21 protein-coding genes, 1 tRNA gene and 2 rRNA genes are annotated in these 19832 nt (G+C 70.8%); 9 read left to right on the top strand and 15 right to left on the bottom strand.

The annotated features are described in order from the left end of the window. Positions 1-92 precede the first annotated feature (92 nt). The gene (locus E3328_RS21615) at positions 93-827 is read right to left on the bottom strand and encodes a DUF4129 domain-containing protein (RefSeq protein WP_135366704.1); all 735 of its coding nucleotides are present in this window, start codon (positions 825-827) and stop codon (positions 93-95) included. 611 nt (positions 828-1438) lie between these two features. Between E3328_RS21615 and E3328_RS21610 the strand changes: the two genes are divergently transcribed. Beyond that, the gene (locus E3328_RS21610; protein ID WP_135366703.1) at positions 1439-2452 is read left to right on the top strand and encodes a DUF368 domain-containing protein; all 1014 of its coding nucleotides are present in this window, start codon (positions 1439-1441) and stop codon (positions 2450-2452) included. A gap of 18 nt (positions 2453-2470) precedes the next feature. Here E3328_RS21610 and E3328_RS21605 read toward each other — a convergent pair whose 3' ends face one another. The 11 genes from E3328_RS21605 to E3328_RS21555 all read right to left on the bottom strand — a co-directional run bounded on the left by E3328_RS21605 (position 2471) and on the right by E3328_RS21555 (position 10797). Then, entirely contained in the window at positions 2471-3160 is a 690-nt protein-coding gene (locus E3328_RS21605) for an urease accessory protein UreF (protein WP_135366702.1), read from the bottom strand. Next, the gene (locus E3328_RS21600) at positions 3157-3780 is read right to left on the bottom strand and encodes an urease accessory protein UreE (protein ID WP_135366701.1); all 624 of its coding nucleotides are present in this window, start codon (positions 3778-3780) and stop codon (positions 3157-3159) included. Before E3328_RS21600 ends, E3328_RS21605 begins: the two co-directional genes overlap by 4 nt. Next, entirely contained in the window at positions 3780-4793 is a 1014-nt protein-coding gene (locus E3328_RS21595; RefSeq protein WP_135366700.1) for an urease accessory protein UreD, read from the bottom strand. Before E3328_RS21595 ends, E3328_RS21600 begins: the two co-directional genes overlap by 1 nt. Beyond that, on the bottom strand, positions 4794-5417 hold the full coding sequence (ureG, locus tag E3328_RS21590) for an urease accessory protein UreG (protein ID WP_135366699.1): 624 nt from the start codon (positions 5415-5417) through the stop codon (positions 4794-4796). After that, entirely contained in the window at positions 5414-5824 is a 411-nt protein-coding gene (locus tag E3328_RS21585) for an urease subunit gamma (protein WP_135366698.1), read from the bottom strand. Before E3328_RS21585 ends, ureG begins: the two co-directional genes overlap by 4 nt. Before the next feature lie 10 nt (positions 5825-5834). Beyond that, the gene (gene ureC / locus E3328_RS21580; RefSeq protein ID WP_135366697.1) at positions 5835-7553 is read right to left on the bottom strand and encodes an urease subunit alpha; all 1719 of its coding nucleotides are present in this window, start codon (positions 7551-7553) and stop codon (positions 5835-5837) included. Next, positions 7550-7993 carry an urease subunit beta gene (locus E3328_RS21575; RefSeq protein ID WP_135366696.1) on the bottom strand — a complete coding sequence of 148 codons (444 nt, stop codon included), beginning with the start codon at positions 7991-7993 and terminating at the stop codon, positions 7550-7552. The genes ureC and E3328_RS21575 overlap by 4 nt, the downstream gene beginning before the upstream one ends. 157 nt (positions 7994-8150) lie before the next feature. Then, positions 8151-9002, bottom strand: a complete 852-nt coding sequence (locus tag E3328_RS21570) for an energy-coupling factor ABC transporter ATP-binding protein (RefSeq protein WP_246023086.1) — start codon at positions 9000-9002, stop codon at positions 8151-8153. After that, positions 8999-9796, bottom strand: coding sequence for a cobalt ECF transporter T component CbiQ (gene cbiQ / locus E3328_RS21565; RefSeq protein WP_135366695.1), 798 nt, complete (start codon positions 9794-9796; stop codon positions 8999-9001). Before cbiQ ends, E3328_RS21570 begins: the two co-directional genes overlap by 4 nt. 12 nt (positions 9797-9808) lie before the next feature. Continuing rightward, on the bottom strand, positions 9809-10153 hold the full coding sequence (locus tag E3328_RS21560) for a PDGLE domain-containing protein (protein ID WP_135366694.1): 345 nt from the start codon (positions 10151-10153) through the stop codon (positions 9809-9811). Continuing rightward, positions 10153-10797: an energy-coupling factor ABC transporter permease gene (locus tag E3328_RS21555; protein WP_135366693.1), complete on the bottom strand. Its 645-nt coding sequence runs from the start codon at positions 10795-10797 to the stop codon at positions 10153-10155. The genes E3328_RS21560 and E3328_RS21555 overlap by 1 nt, the downstream gene beginning before the upstream one ends. A 156-nt stretch (positions 10798-10953) precedes the next feature. On the opposite strand from E3328_RS21555, the gene nikR reads away from it, so the two are divergent. The 8 genes from nikR to E3328_RS21515 all read left to right on the top strand — a co-directional run bounded on the left by nikR (position 10954) and on the right by E3328_RS21515 (position 19043). Further along, entirely contained in the window at positions 10954-11364 is a 411-nt protein-coding gene (gene nikR, locus E3328_RS21550) for a nickel-responsive transcriptional regulator NikR (protein ID WP_135366692.1), read from the top strand. Positions 11365-11745: 381 nt separating this feature from the next. Continuing rightward, complete coding sequence (locus E3328_RS21545; RefSeq protein ID WP_135366691.1) at positions 11746-13059, top strand: urea ABC transporter substrate-binding protein; 1314 nt, start codon at positions 11746-11748, stop codon at positions 13057-13059. 2 nt (positions 13060-13061) lie between these two features. Next, the gene (gene urtB, locus E3328_RS21540) at positions 13062-14012 is read left to right on the top strand and encodes an urea ABC transporter, permease protein UrtB (RefSeq protein ID WP_135366690.1); all 951 of its coding nucleotides are present in this window, start codon (positions 13062-13064) and stop codon (positions 14010-14012) included. Further along, positions 14002-15141 (top strand): ABC transporter permease subunit, encoded by a 1140-nt coding sequence (locus tag E3328_RS21535; protein ID WP_135366689.1) that lies wholly within the window; start codon positions 14002-14004, stop codon positions 15139-15141. The genes urtB and E3328_RS21535 overlap by 11 nt, the downstream gene beginning before the upstream one ends. Beyond that, complete coding sequence (locus E3328_RS21530; RefSeq protein ID WP_135366688.1) at positions 15138-15944, top strand: ABC transporter ATP-binding protein; 807 nt, start codon at positions 15138-15140, stop codon at positions 15942-15944. The genes E3328_RS21535 and E3328_RS21530 overlap by 4 nt, the downstream gene beginning before the upstream one ends. Further along, positions 15941-16642 (top strand): ABC transporter ATP-binding protein, encoded by a 702-nt coding sequence (locus tag E3328_RS21525; RefSeq protein WP_135366687.1) that lies wholly within the window; start codon positions 15941-15943, stop codon positions 16640-16642. The genes E3328_RS21530 and E3328_RS21525 overlap by 4 nt, the downstream gene beginning before the upstream one ends. 175 nt (positions 16643-16817) lie before the next feature. Beyond that, complete coding sequence (locus E3328_RS21520; RefSeq protein WP_135366686.1) at positions 16818-17048, top strand: DUF8106 domain-containing protein; 231 nt, start codon at positions 16818-16820, stop codon at positions 17046-17048. 84 nt (positions 17049-17132) lie between these two features. Beyond that, positions 17133-19043: a PINc/VapC family ATPase gene (locus tag E3328_RS21515; RefSeq protein WP_135366685.1), complete on the top strand. Its 1911-nt coding sequence runs from the start codon at positions 17133-17135 to the stop codon at positions 19041-19043. 113 nt (positions 19044-19156) lie between these two features. Here the strand turns inward: E3328_RS21515 and E3328_RS21510 are convergent. The 3 genes from E3328_RS21510 to E3328_RS21500 all read right to left on the bottom strand — a co-directional run. Then, a tRNA-Cys gene (locus E3328_RS21510) sits at positions 19157-19232 on the bottom strand. Between the two features lie 172 nt (positions 19233-19404). Continuing rightward, positions 19405-19526, bottom strand: a 5S ribosomal RNA gene (gene rrf / locus E3328_RS21505). 127 nt (positions 19527-19653) lie between these two features. Beyond that, positions 19654-19832: ribosomal RNA gene (locus E3328_RS21500) — 23S ribosomal RNA — on the bottom strand; the annotation flags it as partial.

Below are 19832 nucleotides of genomic sequence, written 5' to 3'. Positions count from 1 at the left end.
GGCCGTGACCCGCGATCCGCCGGGGCCGCCGCCCCACGCGGCCAGCGCCAGCCCGACGGCGACCGCCCCGACGCCCGCCCAGCCGCGGCGCTTCATCGGCCGTCCCCCTCCCGGCCGGCCCCGCCGTCGGTCCCGCTCCCGTCGCTCTGTCCGCTCCCGCCGTCCGCGCCGTCGTCCCCGTCGGCATAGGCCCGCTCGATGCGGCGCAGCGCGGCGACGGCGCGGTCGGCGCGGTCGGCGGGGTCGCGGCCGCCGTAGCGCACCTCCGCGAACAGCTCGGTGAGTTCGGCCACGTCGTCGGGGTCCATCCCCGCGGCGACGGCGGCCTCGGCGAACTCCCCCGGCGCGGTGGTCTCGGGGTCGCCCGCGTCGACGAGCGCGCGCATCTCGTCCCAGGCGCGGTACACCTCGTTGGTGAGGTCGGCGTCGGCGTCGATCCGGTCGGCGGCCGCGCCCGCCGCCCGACCCACAGCCGACAGGTCCACGTCGCCGGGCTCGTCCCCCGCCCGGTCGTCCCCCACGCCCTCCAGCGACACCTCCGCGTCGGACCGGTACCAGAGGGCCGCCAGCCCGACGGCGAGCGCGGAGAGCACCACGAGAGGCCCGGGCAGCGGGACCGTGACACCCCCCGGGACCGAGAACGGGAGGTCCAGGTAGATCCCGGATCCGCCGCCGGCCCCGACGAACGGCTGGCGCTCGACGATCGACCCGTTTCGCTCCCGGTCGACGCCCTCGGCCGGGTTCCCGGGGTCGACGGCGGCGACCGCGCCCAGCCCGACGACCGCCGCCACGACCAGGAGCGCGGTCGCGAGCGGCCGCCCGGTCATCGTCGCCCCGCGACGGCCGGGTGCGACCGCCGGTCGTCCGAGCCTCGTCGACCGCTGTCCGTGGCGGTACGGCCGTCGCCGGGCCCGGAGTCGCCGCGACCCGGCCCGGCAGTGCGCCTCGTTCGCATCTGTCGACACGAAACGCCTCGACCGATATTGTTCTTTGGGTGATTGGTCAGCGACCGGTCCTCGCGGTCGCGGGCCGGCGGCCCCTAGTGACAGATAGTATAGCTATTTCGTCTACCAATAAGATTTACATAACCCCGGTGCGAAATACCGGATGGAATGGCGACAGGAGCGGCCACGGCCCCCGGCGCAGTCGCCGGGTGAGAGCGGAACACGGAGCCGTCAGGTTCACGATCCCGCGACCGTGCGGGGCCGGGTCCCGGCCGAGCGGTCGGGACAGTCGCTCGGCACACACCATTCCACCGCGGTCCGAACGCTCACCCCGTTCGGAACCCGCACCCGAACCACCCACACCCACCCACCCGAACCCACGCCCGCCGGACGTCGTGTCCGGCTTTTCACGCCCGTCGGCCGCGGCCGGCCCGCACGGCCGCGGTCGTCCGTTCCACAAGAGACTTCCCGCCGATAGGCGAACGTGTACCCGAATGACGACAGCCCCGGACAGCGCCCGCGACGAGGTGACGCTCCGCGAGTCGGTCCCGCCGGTCCGCGAGTGGGCGCGGACCTTCGTCGTCGGCCTGTTCATGGGCACCGCCGACGCGGTCCCCGGCGTCTCCGGCGGCACGATCGCCCTCATCGCCGGCATCTACGAGCGCCTCATCACCGCGATCAACGAGGTCACGCCCGGCCGATTCCTCGACGGCGTCGTCGCGCTCACCCCGCTCGACGGCGGGGTCTCGCTCGACCGCGCGGCCGCCGTCCTCGAAGAGGTCGACGGCTGGTTCCTGGTCGCGCTGCTCGCGGGCATCCTCTCGGCGGTGATCCTCGTCACCCGGGTCGTGGACATCGCAAACGAGGCGGCGCCGGTCCTGCTGTTCGGCTTCTTCTTCGGCCTGATCGGCGCTTCGGCGGTGATCCTCTTCCGGGCGGTGTCGGTCCGGACGCTCCCCGAGGTCGTCGCGGCGGTCGGCGGGTTCGCTATCGCGTTCGTCGTCTCGGGCTACGGCGAAGTACTGGAATCCGGCGGGCTCCCGGTCGTGTTCGGTGCGGGCGCGCTGGCGATCAGCGCGATGATCCTCCCCGGCATCTCCGGATCGCTCGTGCTCGTCATCCTGAGCCAGTACGAGCGGATGTCCTCGACGCTCTCGGCGTTTATCGACGCTCTCATCGGCACCGTCACGGGCGGCGGTCTCGGCCCGGTGATCGACCGCGGTGTCGTCGTCGTGACGTTCGTCTGCGGCGGGCTGGTCGGCCTGTTCACCGTCTCCCGGGTCATCCGCCGCGCGCTCGATTACAATCGCGAGGTAACCTTCGCCTTCCTCGTCGCGCTGGTGCTGGGCGCGCTCCGGGCACCCATCGTGACGCTCAACGGCGAGGAGTACGCCGTCGTCTGGAACACCGCGACCGTCCAGGCGTTCGCGGGCGCCGCCGTCGTCGGCGCCCTCGTCGTCTTCGCCCTCGACTGGTACGCCGTCGACCTCGACCTCGACTCGGTCTGACCCGCGTACCCGGACCGCTCAGCTCAGGAACAGCCGTCGCTCCGCCCGCTCGTGGCCCGCCGAGCGCACGTCGACCAGCGGGGCAAAGGGCGTCATGTCGTCGACCCCGCGGTCGGCGCTGGCCTCGACGGCGTCGACCATCGCCGGCCGCAACTCGTCGAGGACCCGCTGCACCTCGGTCGACCCCAGGCGCATGAGGCGCTGGGCCGCCGCCAGTTGCGCGGTGGCGAACTCGTGGCAGGCCAGCAGGCACGCCTCGCGGACGGGCACGCCCGCCAGCGCCGCGACGGTCCCGAGGGCGACCGCGTAGTTGCCCGGCGCCTCGTCCGCGTCGACCGCCGCCCCGTACTCGTCGAGGAGCGCGTCGTCGCGCAGGTCCCGCTGGAGCGCCAGCAGCCGGTCGCCCGTCCGCTCGGAGCTCTCGCGGAACTCCGCCGGCAGCGTCGCGGCGGTCAGCCGCCGGTCCGCGCGTTCGACGGCGTCGCAGTCGCCCTCCTCGGCCGCCGCGTGGGCCGCCCGGAGCGCGACGAGGTCGGCGTGGCCGTGCTGACGCCGGAGGACCGTCCCAACGAGATCGCGGAGGTCGTCGGCGTCGGCCACGGCGTCGTCCGCGACGAACTGCTCCAGCGCGTAGGAGACGCTATCGGTTCCGACCGGGAGAAAGGAGTCCGCGAGTCGCAGCGACTCCAGCGTCGCCTCGTCGCTCACGACCCCTCACCTCCGGCGAAGTCGCCCCCCGATTTCGGGTCGAGCGTGCGGACGCCGTGGTCGTGGCCGTCGTCACCGTGGCTGTGAGAGTGGTCGCCCTCGCCGTGGCTGTGGCCGGCTGTTCCGTGACTGTGGTCGGCCGCGTCGCCCTCGTCGAACAGCGTCGGCGGGACCTCCTCGTACCCGACGGTCGCGCCGTCGGAGAGGTGCGGTTCCACGGTGCCCTCCATCCGCTCGCGGGTATCGGCGAGGGGCAGGTACGCGCGGCCGTCCTCGACGGCCAGGTCCCAGTGGCGGTTCCCGACGGCGTGGCCCAGTTCGAGCGCCGCGGTGACGGCCGCCCGGTCGGGGTCGGCGACGCCGCCGAAGTCGACGACCAATGCCTCGACCGCTTCGAGCGAGACGACGACGAGCCGGTCCCCCGTGGTGAGCACGTCGCCGTCGCGCAGTTCGCGGGCGACGACGACGCCCAGGTCGGTGCCGTCCTCGGCGGTGGTGCGGAACCGCGAACGGCGGCGCTCGGTCCCGTCGACCGCGATTCGGAGCGGGTCGTCCGACTCGACGCGCTCGGCGACCCCCTCGTCGTCGACGGTCCCGACGAACTCCTCGGCGACGAGCATCAGGGCCTCCTGGATTCGGGCGCGCCGGCGCCCAGCAGGTCGGTTCTCGCCTCGTCCCACGCCGCCCGGAGCGACGCCGTCACCGTCTCTGCGCGGTGGCCCAGCGCGCGCACGACGACACCCGCGTCGTTCGGGAGCCGCGTCGCCCCCGCGCGGACGGCGTCGGCGTCGCCGTCGTCGGGGCCGTCGCCGGCTGGGTCGTCGCGGTCGCCGATATCCGTGGCCGCGCCCGTCGCGGCCGCGTGGAGCCGGTCGCTCAGGTCGTCGAGCGCGCCGGCCTCGCTCGCCGGGACGAGCACGTACAGCGTCCCCAGCACGGCGAACCCGCCCATGACGCCGGCCGCCGAGGGGTCGGCGTCGGCCGGCCGGAGGTGGGTCGCGTCGTCGACCAGCAGGTCGCCGTCGCGGCGGACGCGCAGCCGGGAGAGGTACCGCTCGAAGTCGAACCATTCGCCGCGGGCGAGTCGCCCGGGAACGACCACGTCGCCGACGACCGCGCTCGCATCCGGCGCGAGGTCGAGATCGACCCCCTGGAAGAACCGCGAATCCTCGTGGAGGATGGTCGGCTCGGGCACGTAGTCGAGGTGGCCGTCCGTCCCGACCGAGAGCGCCACGTCCGCGGCGGCGTAGTTGCGCCCCATCGAGAGCACCTTCTGGGAGCTCTGCGTGGAGACGTGCGCGACGGCGCCGGCCCCGACCGCGACGGTCACGTCGTGGCGGTCGCCCTGGGCGACGCCGCCGGTCGGCGACTGGACGTACACCGTCTCCGCTTCGGGCAGCGGGTCGTGCCCGAGCGTGCCGCTGACGTGGAACGGCGCGCGCGCGAGGTCACGGATGAGGTTCGTCTCGCCCGCCCCGTCAGCGGCGAATCGAAGTTCGAGTCGGCCGTCCTTGCCCGGCGAGCCGACCGCCGCCGCGGGCAGCGATTCCCCGGCGTACTCCGCGAACGCGGGATGGGGCGGCTCGTCGCCCGTCCGCCGGTTCGCCGGTCGCTCTGGCGTGTCGGCGGCCATCTATGCGAAGAGCACGCCCTCGCTGACGTACTCTTGGACCTCGTCGACCCCCTCGCCGGCCTTGCAGTTCGTGAAGACGAACGGGCCCGTCCGCACGTCGGCGGCGTCGGCCTCCAGCACGTCCAGGTCCACGTCGACGTGGGGCGCGAGGTCGGTCTTGTTGACCACGAGCAGGTCGCACTCGACGACGCCCGGGCCGCGCTTGCGCGGGATGTCCTCGCCCTCCGCGACCGAGATGACGTACAGCGAGTAGTCGGCGAGTTCGGGGTTGAACGTCGCGGCGAGGTTGTCGCCGCCGCTCTCGACGATGACGAGGTCGAGGTCGGGGTGGTCGGCGAGGAAGTCGTCGATCTGCGCGAGGTTCATCGACGGGTCCTCGCGGATGCCGGTGTGGGGGCAGGCGCCCGTCTCGACGCCGGCGACGAGATCCGGCGGGACGACGCCCGCGAACCGCTCGCGCAGCGCGTCGGCGTCCTCCTGGGTGAGCACGTCGTTGGCGATGACGCCCACGTCCAGGCCCGCGTCGCGCAGGCGGGGGACGAGTTCGGTGACCAGCGCGGTCTTGCCCGACCCCACGGGACCGCCGATGCCGACCGTCGCCACGTCGCGGTGGGTGAGGCTCACGAGTCGGCCTCCTCGGCGCCCGCCGCGTCCGTCTCGGCGTCGCCCGCCGGCTCGCCGCCGTCGGCGGCCGCCTCGTCGTCGCTCCCGGGGTCCATCGCGCCCGACGACCGGATGGGGTCGTGGACGGTCACGAGCTTCGTCCCGTCGGGGAAGACCGGCTCGACCTGGATCATGTCGACCATCTCGGGGACGCCGGGCATCACGTCCTCGGGGTCCAGCAGCTGGGAGGCCTCGGCGCGGATCTCGGCCACGTCCCAGCCGTCGCGGGCGCGCTCGACGCACCAGTCGGAGATGTACGCGACCGCCTCGGGGTGGTTCAGCCTGACGCCGCGCTCCTTGCGGCGCCGGGCGAGCTCCGCGGCCATGAAGACCGTCAACCGTTCCTGCTCTTTGGGCGTTAAGTTCATTCTGAGTCCCTCACAGCATGTACCGCTGGGCGAGGGGGAGTTCCTCGCTCGGTTCCGCCGAGACGACCTCGCCGTCGACCCGCACCTCGAAGGTCTCGGGGTCGATCTCGATGTCGTCCGGGCAGTAGTCGTTGTAGTGCATGTCCGCCTTCCCGGGCGTGCGAGCGCCCGAGACGGGGACGACGGGACAGTCGAGGCCGTACTCCTCGCCGACCCCGGCCTCGGCGGCCGCCGGACTGACGAAGGAGAGCGACAGGCCGTGTTTGGCCTTCCCGGCCGCGCCGGCGCGGGGTCGCTGCATGATTGGCTCGCAGGTCATCAGCGAGCCGTTGGCCTCGCCCATCTCCGAGTAGACCGGGAAGCCGCCCTTGAACGTCATCGCGGGCTTGATACCGAAGAAGGCGGGGTCCCACAGCACCACGTCGGCGAGCTTGCCCGGTTCGAGCGTGCCGACGTAGTCGTCGATGCCCGCCGAGATGGCCGGGTTGATCGTGTACTTCGCGAGGTACCGTTTCGCGCGGAAGTTGTCGGCCTCCTCGTGGGTGTCGGCCGCCTCGTCCTCCGGCAGGGGGCCGCGCTGGGCCTTCATCTTCGAGGCGGTCTGCCAGGTCCGGCAGATAACCTCGGCCATCCGCCCCATCGCCTGGGAGTCGGAGGTCATCATCGAGATGGCGCCCACGTCGTGGAGCACGTCCTCGGCGCCGATGGTCTCCGCGCGCACGCGCGACTCTGCGAAGGCCACGTCCTCGGGCACGTCGGGGTTGAGGTGGTGGCAGACCATCACCATGTCCAGGTGCTCGTCGAACGTGTTCACGGTGTAGGGCATCGAGGGGTTCGTCGACGAGGGCAGCATGTTGGGCTGGCCGACCATCTCCATGATGTCCGGGGCGTGGCCGCCGCCCGCGCCCTCGATGTGGAACAGGTGCATCGTCCGCCCGTCGACGGCGGCGAAGGTGTTCTCGACGAACCCGGCCTCGTTGAGCGTGTCCGTGTGCATGCACACCTGCACGTCCTCCTCCTCGGCCACGTCGAGACAGGTGTCGATGGCCGCGGGCATCGACCCCCAGTCCTCGTGGAGTTTCAGCCCGCAGGCGCCCGCCTCGACCTGCTCGCGGAGGGGACCGGGTTTCGAGGCGTTGCCCTTGCCGTAGAAGCCGACGTTGACCGGCCACTCCTCGGCGGCCTGGAGGAACCGCTTGATGTTCTCGGGCCCGGTCGTCGTCGTGGTCGCGCCGCCGCCGTAGCCCCCGCCGAGCATCGTCGTGATGCCGGAGGCGAGCGCGTGGTCGTGCAACTGCGCGGAGTTGAAGTGGATGTGGATGTCCAGCCCGCCGGCGGTGGCGATCTTCCCCTCCGCGGGGTACACGTCGGTCGACGGGCCGACCACCATGTCGACGCCGTCCATCGTGTCCGGGTTGCCCGCCTTGCCGATCCCCGCTATCTCGCCGTCGCGGATGCCGATGTCCGCGGCGACGATCCCGAGGACGGGGTCCATCACGAGCGCGTTCGTGAGCACCCAGTCGAGCGCGCCCTCCTCCTGGGTGGTGCCGGGGGACATCCCGAGGCCGTCACGCAGGGTCTTCCCGCCGCCGAAGACCGCCTCGTCGCCCGGCGTCCGCAGGTCCGCCTCGACCTCGACGAACAGCTCGGTGTCGCCCAGGCGCACGCGGTCGCCCGTCGTCGGGCCGTACAGCTCCGCGTAGGCCTCGCGGTCGACCTCGCGGGTCATGGCTCGTCCTCCTCGTCAGCGGTCGCTTCGCCGGAACCGTCGCTGTCGAGCTTCCCGGCCTGGTCGGGGATGCCGCCGAAGCCCTGCCGGTGGGCGCGCTCGACTGCCGCCGCGGCGTCGCCGTCGACGCTCCCGTTCACGAGCCCGTTCATCCCGTGGGCGACCCGCTTGCCGCCGATGGCGACGAGTTCGACCGTCTGCTCGTCGCCGGGCTCGAACCGGACCGCCGTCCCAGCGGGGATGTTCAGGCGCTTCCCGAAGGCGGCCTCGCGGTCGAACGCCAGGGCCGCGTTGGCCTCGAAGAAGTGGAAGTGCGAGCCGACCTGCACCGGCCGGTCGCCCGCGTTGCCGACGGTCACCTCCGTCGTCTCGCGGCCCTCGTTGATCGTCACTGTGCCCGCCGCCGTCCGCACCTCGCCGGGGACGAGTTCCTCGGTCATACCACCACGTCCGTCGACAGTTTCGGTCGATAGTCGATCATCTGCGCGATTATTTGGATAGCCGTCCCAAGCCGGTTCGCTTCGGCGCAAATAGCACCGACCGATCTCGAATTCCGATCCGATCGTTCGATTTCGAGGGGAGAAATCGAATTTTCGATCAGATATCGCCGTCGCCGAGGCGGTCGCGGGCGGCGTCGACGGTCAGCGGCGGCTCGTCGGCCAGCCCGTCGAACAGCCGGACGACCTGCGGGGGCCGCAGGTCGCAGTCGGTCAGCAGAGCGGTGTCGGTCAGGATCTCTCGGACGGAGCCGGTCGCGGCGACGCGGCCGCCCCCGTCCAGCAGGACCACGCGGTCGGCGACCTGTGGAACTAGTTCCGTGTCCGGCGTCGAGACGACGATCGTGACCCCGTCGGCGGCCAGTTCGTCGAGCAGGGCGAGGACCGTCTCGCGGTTGGCGGCGTCCACGTCGCTCACGGGCTCGTCCAGCAGGAGCGCGTCGGGCTCGACGGTGAGCGCGCTCGCGAGCGCCGCCCGGCGCTGTTGCCCGCCGCTGAGCCGGAAGGGGGGTTTCGACAGCAACTCGGTCAGGTCGAGGCGGTCGGCGACGCGCTCGACCCGGCCCTCGGCTTCGCCGTCGGGGAGGTCCTGCTGTGCGGGGCCGTAGGCCAGGTCCTCGCGAACGGTGGGATTGAACAGGTAGTCGGCGGGGTTCTGCGTGAGGACGCTCAGCCGGTCGCGGACGGCGTCGGCGTCGTCGGTCTCCCCGAAGTAGCGCACCCGTCCCTCGTCGGGGTCGATCAGGCCGCCGAGCAGCTGGAGCAGCGTCGACTTCCCGGCGCCGTTCGGACCGAGCAGGGCGACGCGCTCGCCCCGCTCGACGGTCACGTCGACGCCGTCGACCGCGGGCGTGCCGTCGGGGTAGGCGTAGCTGAGTCCGGTCGCGTCGACGGCGGGCGCATCCACGGGGTCAGTGGCCGGGGAGTCCGCGGCGCCGTCTCCGTCGCTCACGCCAGTCCCACCCCGACGACGGCGGCGAGGACGACCAGCGCGAAGGCGGCGTCCGCGCGGCCGAGCGGCGTCCGGCCGGCGGTCGGTCGCGGGCCGCCACCGCCGCCGCGAGCGCGGGCGGCGCGTTCGACGCGCTCGCCGCGCTCGACGCTACGCAGGAGGAAGGTCCCGAGGAAGTTCCCCGAGTCGCGCCAGGTGCGCCGCAGGTCCGGCTCGGCGACCGTCCGGCTCCGGCGCGCGCGGGCCATCCGCTCGAGTTCCGCGAAGAAGAGCAGGAGGTACCGGTAGGTGATCGCCAGCAGCGAGACAGCGATGGCCGGCGCCCGCAGACGGGCGAGCCCGCCGAGCAGGTCCGAGAAGCGGGTCGTCAGCAGCAGCAGCGAGAGGAAGGCGACGCAGACGGCGACGCGGGCGGTGAAGACTGCGACGTAACCGACGCCGGCCGCCGAGAACGGGGTCCCGCCGAGGGTGGGCCCGCCCATCAAAAGCGTCTGGGGCGCGACGGCGACGAGCGCGAAGGCGGGCGGGCCGGCGACACGACTCGCGAACGCCCGCGCTGGGACGCGCGAGACGAGCGCGAGCCCGCCGGCCAGCGCCGCCAGCGCCGCGACCCCCTGGAGGTCCCGCCGCGTGACCGTCAGCGCGACGAGCGCGACCAGCCCGGCGAGCTTCACGCTCGGCGCGACGGCCTGCAGGAAGCCCGCGCGGTCGGGCGCGTCCTCGGCGAGGAGGAACCACCGGGCGCGCCCGGAGAGGCCGACGAGCGTGCGGTCGAGGAGGTCGGTCCGGCTCATCTCGGTCCCCGGTCACCGCGCCGCGTCGGCTTCGGTTTCGGCGTCGGCGTCGCTCCCGAGCAGGCGACCGATCCCGAAGGCGGCGACGAGGGTCAGCCCGGTCCCGACGACCGCGGAGACGAAGGTCCCGGGCGCGGAACCGAGCCCGGGGACGCCGTAGTCGGGGAACGGGGCCACCTCGACCGGCTCGGCCTCTTCGACCGCGCCGGTCGCCTCGGCGGCGTTCTCCAGCGGCTCGGCGTAGCCGACCTGGCCGGCCGCCCAGCCGAAGGCGGGCGCCAGCAGGGCCAGCGCGACGAGGACGGCGACCGCCTTCGGGAACCAGTCGGGGGCCGTTGAGCCCTCTCCGTCGGCCATCAGGCGCTCACCTCCGGCTCCGGCGCGGCCGTCGGCCGCAGGTCCGGCCGCGCCTGCGCGAGGTAGCGGTAGACGACGGCGGTGATGGCGCCCTCGACCAGCCCGAGGACGAGGTGGCCGACGCCCATGATCGCCAGCGTGGTCAGCAGTTCGTACTGGAACGCCGAGGAGAGGCCGAGCTGGAGCCCGGCGGTCAGCGCACCGGCGGTGATGCCGAGCCAGCCGGCGGCGAAGGCCGCGCGGAACTCGCCGTAGGGGGCGACCAGCCGGTAGACGGCGTAGCCGACGTACACCTCGACGACAGCCATGTTGAACACGTTCGCGCCGAGGACGACGAGCCCGCCGTCCCCGAACACGAGCGCCTGGACCGCGACGACCGTCGCCACGGCGAGCGCGCCGAGGTGGGGGCCGAGCAAGATCGCGGCGAACGCGCCGCCGACGAAGTGGGCGCTCGTCCCGCCCGGGATCGGCCAGTTGAGCATCTGTGCGGCGAACACGCCCGCGGCGACGACGCCCACGAGCGGCGCCCGCGTGTCCGATATCTCCCCGCCGACCCGCCGCGCGGCGTAGCTCAGCGCCGCCACCGACAGCGCCGCGAACAGCACGGCCAGCGGCAGGTCGACGTAGCCGTCCGGGATGTGCATACTCGCCGGTCGCCGTCGCACCGGATAATACTTTCTCATAGCGCAGTATTACTCGCGGCCGGGGACGCTCGGGTGCGCGCGGACGGGAGAGTCCGCGGCGCTCGCCGGCAGCCGCGGGTGACCAGTCATATTACCCGGACCGCCGTAGGCGGGGGCATGAGCGACGACATCGACCGCATCAGTCTGACGCTCCCGTCGTCGATGGTCGAGCGGCTGGACGGCATCGTCGACGACTGGGAGTACGACAGTCGGTCGGAGGCGGTCCGGGACTCGCTGCGGGACTTCTTCGCGGACTACGAGTGGGAGACCGGCGGCGAGGGCCACCACCACGGGACCGTCGTGATCGTCCACGACCACCACGTCGACGGCATCGCCGACGACCTCCAGACGATCCAACACGAGATGGCCGAGGCGATCACCTCCGTCCAGCACATCCACCTCTCGCACGACACCTGCATGGAGACGCTCGTCGTCGAGGGGTCGGCCGGCGACATCACCGAACTCGCCAACCGCCTGCGCGCGCTCGGCGGCGTCCAGCAGGTGAAGGTCGTCGTCGTCGGCGAGTGACCGCCGCCGGATCTCCGCCGCGTCGAATGCGCCCGCTCGCTCTGATCGTTCGTTCACTGTCACTTCCGGGCGCCCTCCGGCCGTGCGCCCGGTCGGCGACCGGAACCCGGCCGATCCGTCGAAAACACCACGTTCGAAATATTACCCGCTTCGCTATTCGAATACCAACTAATTCCGGCCGCTCCTAACATATCCTAATACGCAAGGCAAGGGTATTGGACATCTATAATACGCGAGTGCAAACCCTTATTTGCCGTCTGCGAAATCGAAGGAACGTACATAGATGATGGACGTTCATGCGGCTATAGTCGGGAATAGTGGTGGAATAGTTGAAATTGTAGCGCCTGTTAGTGACGATCGTGAATTCGGGGGTGCGGGCGTATGAGCGGCGACGGGATCAGCCGCCGTCAGTTCGTGACCGCGGGGGGTGCGGCGATGGTCGCCGGGCTGGCCGGCTGTTCGAGCACCGACGGCGGCGGCGCGACGACCGACACGATGAGCAGCGCCGACACGGTCAAGATCGGGGTCCTGGAGGACCAGTCGGGTAACTTCGCGCTGAACGGCACCCCGAAGTACCGGGCGTCGATGCTCGCCATCGAGGAGATCAACAACGACGGCGGCATCGGCGGCAGGGAGATCGAGCCGGTGACGCGGGACCCCCAGTCGGACAACCAGCGCTACCAGGAGCTGACGCGGGAGTTCATCAACGAGGAGAACGTCGACGCGCTGTGGGCGGGCTACTCCTCGGCGACCCGGGAGGCCATCCGCCCGATCATCAACCGCAACGAGCAGCTGTACTTCTACACGACCCAGTACGAGGGCGGCGTCTGCGACGAGACGACCTTCGCGATGGGACCGACCGCCCGCCAGCAGCTGGGCAGCGTCCTCCCGTACCTGCGCGAGGAGTTCGGGCCGGACATCTACATCATCGCGGCCGACTACAACTTCGGGCAGCTGTCGGCCGACTGGGTGCGCGTGCTGGCCGACGAGAACGACGCCAACATCGTCGGCGAGGAGTTCATCCCGCTCTCCGAGTCCAGCTTCGGCTCGGTCATCAACAACATCCAGGCGGCCGAGCCGGACTTCGTGATGTCGATGCTGGTCGGCGCCAACCACGCCTCCTTCTACGAGCAGAAGGCCTCGGCGGGACTCGACGTGCCCATCGGCACGTCGACGGCGATGGCCCAGGGCTACGAGCACAAGCGGCTGGACCCGCCGGCGATGGCGAACATCTACGCCGGGGTCAACTACATGGAGGAGGTCCCGACCGAGAGCAACGCCGGCGACGGCGGCCTCGTCGACCGCTACTACGAGAAGTACCCCGACGAGGGCGAGTACGTCAACGAGGAGGCCGAGACGAACTACTTCTCGACGTACATGTACAAGGAGGCCGTCGAGCAGGCCGGCACGGTCGAACAGCCGGAGGTCATCGAGGCGCTGGAGTCCGGGATCAGCCTCGGCACCGAGCGCGCGCCGGAGGCGCCCGAGGGCGAGACGATCGAACTCGACGGCGCGACCCACCACGTCGACCACCACATGTGGGTCATGCGCGCGGACGACGAGCACAACGTCGAGGCGATCACCGACCGCAAGATCCCCGAGCAGTTCCTCTCGGAGACGGTCGGCTGTGACCTGCGCGAGGAGGACGAACAGACCCAGTACACGCCGGTCGACTACTTCGAGGAGGCCGAGTAGGGATGGTCAACGGCCTGAACCTCGCGTTCCAGTTCCTCGACAGCTTCGCGTTCGTCGTGCTCGCGGCGGCGGGGTTGGCCGTCATCTTCGGGATCATGGGCGTCATCAACCTCGCGCACGGCGAGTTCATCCTCTTCGGCGCGTACGCGACGACCAAGTCGGTCACCGCACTCGGGCTGCCGCTGCCCGTCGCGATGGTCGTCGGGTCGCTGCTGACGGCCGCCTTCGGCGTCGTCGTCGAGCGGACGATCATCTCGGGGTTCGTCCCCAACTGGGTCGGCCAGAAGACGGTCGGCCGGGACCTGATCGAACCGCTGTACGACCGGCTGGCCGACTCGATGGTCGCCACCTTCGGCCTGAGCCTCGTCATGGTCCAGAGCGCCCGGATCGTCTTCGGGAACTCCATCGACACGGTGGGGACGCCGTTCGGCAACGTCGCCTACGGCGCCTTCTCCTACTCGACCTACCGGCTCGTGCTCGCCGGCGTCGCCATCGCCGTTCTGGTCGCGGCCTACTACGTGTTCACGCGCACGACGTTCGGCACGCGCGTCCGCGCGACCATGCAGGACGAACAGACCGCCAGGGCGCTCGGCGTCGACACCGGACGGACGTACATGCTCACCTTCGGGATCGGCTCGGGGCTGGCCGGCCTGACCGGCGCGCTGTTCGCGCCGGTCCTGTCGATGCAGCCGACGCTGGGCGACCAGTTCCTCATCGAGGCGTTCGTCGCGGTCGTCGTCGGCGGCCCCAGCGTCGTCCTCGGGACGGCGCTGTCCGGCGGCGTCCTCGGCGCCGTCAGCGCGACGGTGACGAACCTCACCGACTCGACGACGTTCGGCCGGATCGCCCTGCTGGTCGCGGCGATACTGGCGCTGCGGTTCCTCCCCGGCGGGATCACCGGGCTCGTCGAGCGGGTTCGCGCCCGCCGACAGGAGGCGACCGATGGCGACTGAGTCGTCCGGACCCGCCGGGAGCGGCGGCGCGGTCGCGCGGATCCGCGGCCGGCTGGAGGGGCCGAACACGATCGGCAACTCGCGGGGCTTCTGGCTCGGCTTCGCCGTCGCCGTCCTCGCGCTGGCCGCGTTCCCGGTCGTCGGCAGCGGCTCGCAGTTCTCGCTGTTCCTCGTGCTCGCACTGTTGGGCCTGTCGCTGTCGCTCGTCTGGGGCTACTCGGGCGTGCTCAGCTTCGGCCAGGTCGTCTTCTTCGGCGTCGGCGGCTACACCTTCGGCGTCGTCTCGATCAACTTCCCCGACCCGACGGGGATCACCGCGGCCGCCCTCGCGGGCGTCGTCGTCGGCGGCGTCGCCGCCGCGCTGCTCGGCTACTTCATGTTCTACGGCGGCGTCCGCGACGTGTACGTCACCATCATCACGCTGGTCACGACGATGGCGATGCACACGTTCATGGCCCAGACCGCCGGCTCCGCCTGGACCATCGGCGAGGCGCCGCTCGGCGGGTTCAACGGCATGCCCGGCATCCCGCTGCTCGAACTCGGGGTCACGGGCCTCGGCTCGTTCCAGTTCGTCTACAACGAGATGTCGTTCATGGGCCTGTTCGCGTTCGACCCCTTCTACTACCTCGCGCTCGTCGCCCTCGTGGCCGCGTACCTCGGGCTGCGCGCGCTGGTCAACTCCGACTTCGGCCGCGTGATGGTCGCCGTCCGGGAGGACCAGGACCGCACCCGGATGTTCGGCTACGACGTCAAGCGGGTCAAGCTGCTGACGTTCACCCTCGGCGGCGCGCTCGCGGCGCTGTCGGGCGTGCTCTACGCCGCGCGCAACGTCTACATCAGCCCGCCGGTGTTCGCGCTGTGGTTCGCGACCCTGCCCGTCATCTGGGTGAGCGTCGGCGGCCGCAAGAGCCTGCTCGGCGCCGTGATCGCCACGATCGCCATCGAGTACTTCCGCCTCTCGGTCCAGGGCGAGATGGCGCTGGTCGTCCTCGGCGCCATGCTGCTGGTCTTCATCCTCGCGCTGCCCGGCGGGCTGGTCCCGTGGGTCGCCGAGAAGCTCTCGGAGAGCGCGGTCCCGGTCTCCGAGCTGGACGATACCGACGCGCCCGGGGAGGTGAGCGAGTCGTGAGCGAGAGCGAGTCGCCGGCGAGCGACGCCGCCTCGGACCCGAACGTCCGCGAGACGCCCGCCGGCAGGGCCACGGGCGAGCGCACCGACACCCTCCTGCAGACCGACGACCTCGTCAAGCGCTTCGGCGGGTTCACCGCGGCCGACTCCGTCGACTTCTCCGTCGACGAGGGGGAGCTGCGCTGTCTCATCGGCCCCAACGGCGCCGGCAAGTCCACCCTCCTGAAACTGATCGTCGGGACGCTCGAACCCACCGCCGGGCACGTCTACTACGACGGCCAGGAGATCACGGACATGGAGCCCAACGAGCGGGTCCGCAGCGGGATCAGCATGAAGTTTCAGGTCCCGTCGGTGTACGGCGAGCTCTCGGTCCGGGAGAACGCGCGCCTGCCGGTCCAGCAGTTCGCCGACGGCGCGGAACGCCGCCGCCGCGTCGACGAGGCCATCGAGAACGCCGGCCTCGCCGGCTACGAGGACGTGCAGGCCAGCACGCTCTCGCACGGCCAGCAACAGCAGCTGGAGATCGGCATGGCCGCCTCGCTCGAACCGGATCTGCTCCTGCTCGACGAGCCCGTCGCCGGCCTCTCGGTCGACGAGCGGACGGAGATCGCCGAGCGGGTCCGCCGGCTCAACCGCGAGGAGGGCATCGCCTTCGTCGTCATCGAACACGACACGGACTTCGTCGGCGAGATCGCCGACTCCGTGACGGTGCTGCACCGCGGCGACGTGTTCCGGGAGGGCTCGATCGAGGAGATCGAGGCCGACCCGGAGGTCCGCCGCATCTACCTGGGGGGCGAACAGTGACGCTCCTCGAACTCTCCGGGGTGACCGTCGGCTACGACGCGCCGGTCCTCCGGGACGTGGACCTGTCGGTCGAGGCGGGCGAGATCGTCGGCGTCGTCGGCAAGAACGGCGTCGGCAAGACCACCCTCATGAAGACCGTCGTCGGTCTCCTCGAACCCGACTCGGGGACGGTCGCCTACCGCGGGGCCGACGTGACCGGCCACTCGGCCGACGAGCGCGCCCGCGCCGGGATGGGGTACATCCCGCAGGGCCGGGACATCTTCCCCGGCCTGACCGTCGAGCAGAATCTGAAGATGGGCGAGCACGTCAACGCGGGCGGCGACGAAACGCGCTACGACGAGGTGTACGACCTGTTCCCGGTGCTCGAGGAACGGGCCGACCAGGACGGCGAGACGCTCTCGGGCGGCCAGCAGCAGATGCTCGCAATCGGGCGGGCGCTGGTCGCCGACCCCGACCTGCTGCTGCTCGACGAGCCGAGCGAGGGCGTCCAGCCCTCCATCGTCGACCAGATCAGCGAGGACATGCGCGCCATCAACGAGGAACTCGGCACGACGATCCTCTTCGTCGAGCAGAACCTCGGCGTCATCCGCTCGATGGCCGACCGCTGTTACGCCATGGAACGCGGCGAGATCGTCGACGAACTCGGCGAGTCCGCGCTGTCCGACGAGGACACGATCGCCAGCTACCTCGCGGTCTGACCGACCGCTGCCACTCGCCGGCTCCCTCGCGGTCCGACCGCCGCCGTCGCCCCCGTTCTCGCGCCCGTCCCGATCCCGACCGTGCGTATGCGAACCGATTCCACGGTTCTGGGGACTCTACCGATTGATAATGGGCAAAAGGGGTTTTCCGTATCGAGTGCCTACCCCGGGTACGATGAGCGTACACGCCCCCGCCACACCCGACCGCGACCCGCCCCCGAAAGCGACGCTGTTTTGCCCCGACTGCGGCCACGAGAGCCCGCCGACCGGCGACTGGACCGTCCGCCGGGCCGACCCCCACGCCGACGGGGACCGCGGCCGGACGGGCGACGCGGTCGTCTCCTGCCCCGACTGCGGGACCGAGATCGCGACCCGCGGCGGGTCGGAACTCGCGGCGTTCGCCTGACCGACCCCGACAGTTCTCTCCCGGCGGCTCGTCGCCCTCCCCGGCATCACGGACCTTATCACGACGGGCGGCCGTAGCCACGGTATGAACATCGTTCCGGACACGAGCGTGGTCATCGACGGCCGCGTGTCCGAGCAGATCGAGGCCGACGCCGACCCCGACTCGGAGGCGGTCGGCGAGGGATTCGCCGGCGCGACCGTCTACGTCCCCGAGGCGGTCGTGGGCGAACTCGAAGCCCAGGCCAACGACGGCCGCGAGAGCGGCTGGGACGGCCTCGAAGAGCTCCAGCGGCTGGCCGAACTCCACGACGACGGCACCGTCACCGTCGAGTACGTCGGCCGGCGCCCCGCCGAGGTCGAACAGCGCGAGGCCGGCGAGGGCAAGATCGACGCGATCATCCGCGACCTGGCCGACGACCACGACGCCACCCTCGTCACCAGCGACGTGGTCCAGAGCGAGGTCGCGAAGGCCAAGGGCCTCGACGTGGTCTACCTCGAACCCCGCGGCCGCGACGCCGAGTCGCTCGACATCGAGCAGTTCTTCGACGAGACGACGATGAGCCTCCACCTCAAGGTGGGCGTCGCGCCGATGGCCAAGCGCGGCGAGATCGGCGACATGCACTACGAGACCATCCGGGAGGAGGTCTCGACGGAGAACGACCTCAAGGAGTGGGCCCAGGACATCGAGAACTCCGCGCGGGCCAGCGCCGAGGGGTTCGTCGAGCTCGACGAGCCGGGGATGACCATCGTCCAGTTCCGCCAGTACCGCATCGCCATCGCCCGGCCGCCGTTCTCGGACAAACTCGAGATCACGGCGGTCCGCCCCATCGTCAAGACCGACCTCGACGACTACGAGCACGCCGACGAACTCCGCGAGCGGCTGCTCGAACACCAGCGCGGCGTCCTCATCTCGGGGGCGCCCGGCGCCGGCAAGTCCACCTTCGCCCAGGCCGTCGCGGAGTTCCTCGCCGACTCGGACTTCGCGGTCAAGACCATGGAGAAACCGCGGGACCTCCAGGTCGGCGACAACATCACCCAGTACACCGAGCTGGGCGGCTCGATGGAGAAGACCGCCGACTCGCTTCTGATGGTCCGGCCGGATTACACCATCTACGACGAGGTCCGCAAGACCGACGACTTCGAGGTGTTCGCGGACATGCGGCTTGCCGGCGTCGGCATGGTCGGCGTCGTCCACGCGACCCGGGCCATCGACGCGCTCCAGCGTCTCGTGGGTCGGGTCGAACTCGGGATGATCCCGCAGGTCGTCGACACCGTCGTCTACATCGAGGCCGGCGAGGTCGACACCGTCTACGACGTGACCACCGAGGTCAAGGTCCCCGAGGGGCTGATGGAGGAGGATCTGGCCCGTCCGGTCATCATGATCCGCGACTTCGAGACCGGCCAGCCAGCCTACGAGATCTACACGTTCAACCGCCAGGTCGTCACCGTCCCCCTGGGCGAGAACGCCGAGGACGGCGGCGCCGGCCGGGAGAGCGGCACCGAGCGCATCGCCAAACAGGAGGTCGAACGGGAGATCCGCTCGATCGCCCACGGCCACGTCGAGGTGGAGATCAAGAACCCGAACACCGCCGTAGTGTACGTCGAGGAGGACGACATCTCCGCCGTCATCGGCAAGGGCGGCGGCCGTATCTCCGACGTGGAGAACCGCCTCGGCATCGACATCGACGTGCGAACCTTCAGCGAACGCCCGCAGGGCGCCGGCGGTCCGGGCGGTTCGGGCGGCGACTCCGGTGGCGGCGCCAGCAGTAGCTCCGGCGGCGAGATCGTCAGCCCCGAGATCACCTCCCGGCACGTCCTCATCCCGATGGACGGCTACGAGGGCGAGACCGTCGAAGTCACCGCCGACGGCGAGTACCTGTTCACCGCGACCGTCTCCCGCGGCGGCGAGGTGCAGGTCTCCCGCGGCTCGGCCATCGCCGAAGAACTGGAACAGGCCATCGACCGCGGCAAGACGATCACCGTCTCCCCCTCCTAGTCGCCTTCTCTCCTCACCATCGCTGGTTCGACGTACCGCCCACACGCTGTCGGTACGACTGCAGATCGTTCGGCGAACCGACAGGCGGGGCTGACAGGCGGGATCAGCGAGAAAGCCAAGGGCCGGATTTGAACCGGCGGTGGGCGGCTCTGCAGGCCGCTGCGTTCGGCCGGACTCTGCCACCTTGGCGCACCCGATAGTATCCGCCTGTCTCGCTTAAGCCCATCGGATCCGCGACTCCCCGCGGCCGACGGACGACAGCCGCTGTCGGCACTGACGGAACAAATACGGAAACCCCCGACCAGCTGTGGCTGGTCGAGGGTGATGAATGTGCCCGGCCGGATGATGGCCGGAAGATGAGTGGAGGCGGCGAACCAGGTTTCCCAGAGACTCTCGTACTCCAGTACTCGCCGGAACGCAGGCGGGCTTAACTTCCGTGTTCGGGATGGGTACGGGTGTAACCCCGCCGCTATGGCCGCCCTAACGCCGATCCGCGGAATCGAACCGCGTCCGAACGCCGCGTTCGGAATCCAATATCGGTGGTCTCCGAGACCGTGTGTACGTGCGATCCAGATTGCGCCTGGACTCGTTCAGCGAGTCGCAGTGCGTATGATTGGTGGCTTCGGTCGGTTAGTGCTCGCGGGCTGAACATCTCGTTGCCTCGATGCGTACACCCCGAGTCTATCGAACTCGTCTTCTACGAGTGACCTCGGCGGTATCTCTTTTCCAGGTGGGTTTCCGGCTTAGATGCGTTCAGCCGTTACCCCGTGTGGCGTGGCTGCCCGGCAG

Source organism: Halosimplex halophilum, assembly GCF_004698125.1.
GTDB lineage: Archaea > Halobacteriota > Halobacteria > Halobacteriales > Haloarculaceae > Halosimplex > Halosimplex halophilum.
This window is presented reverse-complemented; position numbering and strand designations above follow the sequence as displayed.